The organism is Aeromonas finlandensis (assembly GCF_000764645.1).
In the GTDB taxonomy this organism is placed as follows: Bacteria; Pseudomonadota; Gammaproteobacteria; order Enterobacterales; family Aeromonadaceae; genus Aeromonas; species Aeromonas finlandensis.
In genome coordinates this window covers 1-1,619 of the sequence record NZ_JRGK01000367.1, presented here as the reverse complement: position 1 = coordinate 1,619, position 1,619 = coordinate 1, and the positions used below count along the sequence as shown (strand labels likewise).

2 protein-coding genes and 1 pseudogene are annotated in these 1,619 nt (G+C 57.6%); 2 read left to right on the top strand and 1 reads right to left on the bottom strand.

Going from position 1 to position 1,619, the window contains the following annotated elements:
- A pseudogene (locus tag LD28_RS0121865) lies at window positions 1-793 on the top strand (APC family permease); the annotation flags it as partial.
- Window positions 794-892: 99 nt separating this feature from the next.
- Here the strand turns inward: LD28_RS0121865 and LD28_RS0121860 are convergent.
- Window positions 893-1,207, bottom strand: a complete 315-nt coding sequence (locus LD28_RS0121860) for an ArsR/SmtB family transcription factor (RefSeq protein WP_033138975.1) — start codon at window positions 1,205-1,207, stop codon at window positions 893-895.
- A 106-nt stretch (window positions 1,208-1,313) separates the two neighbouring features.
- On the opposite strand from LD28_RS0121860, the gene LD28_RS0121855 reads away from it, so the two are divergent.
- Window positions 1,314-1,619, top strand: a 306-nt coding sequence (locus LD28_RS0121855; protein ID WP_033138974.1) for a permease, incomplete at its 3' end; no start/stop codon positions are given.

Here is a 1,619-nt window from a genome sequence, read left to right as displayed (position 1 = left end):
TGGCATCAGCGGTCTGGTGATGGCGATGGCGGTGATCATGTTCTCCTTCGGCGGTCTGTAGCTGGTGGGCATTACCGCCGCCGAAGCAGACAACCCCGAGAAGAGCATTCCCAAGGCCACCAATCAGGTGATCTACCGCATCCTCATCTTCTACATCGGCGCTCTGGCGATCCTGATGTCCCTCTACCCCTGGGGTAAAGTGGTGGAAGGCGGCAGCCCGTTCGTGATGATCTTCCACGCACTGGACAGCAATCTGGTCGCCACCGTGCTCAATATCGTGGTACTGACGGCAGCGCTGTCGGTCTACAACAGCTGCGTCTACTGCAACAGCCGGATGCTGTTCGGTCTGGCCAAACAGGGCAACGGTCCGAAAGCCCTGCTCAAGACCAACAAGAGCGGCGTGCCGCTGGTTGCCCTTTCGGTCTCGGCCATCGCCACCCTGCTCTGCGTGCTGATCAACTACCTGATGCCGGGCAAGGCGTTCGGTCTGCTGATGGCGCTGGTGGTCTCCGCACTGGTGATCAACTGGGCGATGATCAGCCTCGCGCACCTGAAGTTCCGCAAGGCCAAGGTTGCACAAGGGATTGAACCCAAGTTCAAGGCATTCTGGTATCCCTTCGGCAACTACCTCTGCCTCGCCTTCATGGCCGGTATCCTGGTGATCATGTACATCACCCCCGATTTCCGGATCTCGGTCGAGCTGATCCCGGCCTGGCTGGTGGTGTTGGGCATTGGCTTTATCATCAAGCGCAAAGGGCAAGCCCAAAGCAAGGTCGCAGCCAATCTGGGTTAATTCCCTCTGGTGCAGACATCAATGCAAAACGCCGATCGGATGATCGGCGTTTTTTATTGCGCGCTGCCCACCTGACGGAGCAGCCAGCAACCCCAGCGCTCAGGAAGGCATCTCTGGCAGATGCTCCGGACTGTTGACGCAACACTCGTCGCGGAAAAAGGCGATGATCTCCTCCAGCACCGCGTATTGAGAGACGCAAAGCAGGGTGCGACTCTCCCGGTTCTGCTTCACCAGCCCCACCGAGACCAGCGCCGCGATATGGTGACTGAGGGTGGAGGCGGGGATCGCCAACTGCTTTTGCAGCTCACCCACCGGCAGCCCCTGCTCTCCCGCCTTGACCAGATGCTTGAAGATAAACAGCCGGGTCGGATGACCCAGCTCTTTCAATGCCTTGGCGACCTCTTCCAGTTGCATCTCTGCTCCCTCCACAAATTTGATATTTCGATAATACCAGAAATATCTTGACCGACCATTCATTTCGATTATTTTGGAAATATAGAAACCAAGGGAGGATACGATAATGAATGAGTGGTTAACCATGCTGACCGATGCAGCGCAGATGTTTCTGTTTCTGGCTGTCGAGCTGTCGGTGCTATTTCTGGTCATTAGCGCCGGGGTCAGCCTGATCCGCCAGAAGATCCCCGACGAGAAGATCCAGCGGATGCTGGGGGCCCGTCATGGCAAGGGCTATCTGCTCTCAGCCCTGCTCGGCGCCGTCACCCCCTTTTGCAGCTGCTCCACCATCCCCATGCTGAGAGGGCTGCTCTCGGCCAAGGCTGGCTTTGGCCCCACCCTCACCTTCCTGTTTATCTCACCACTGCTGAAC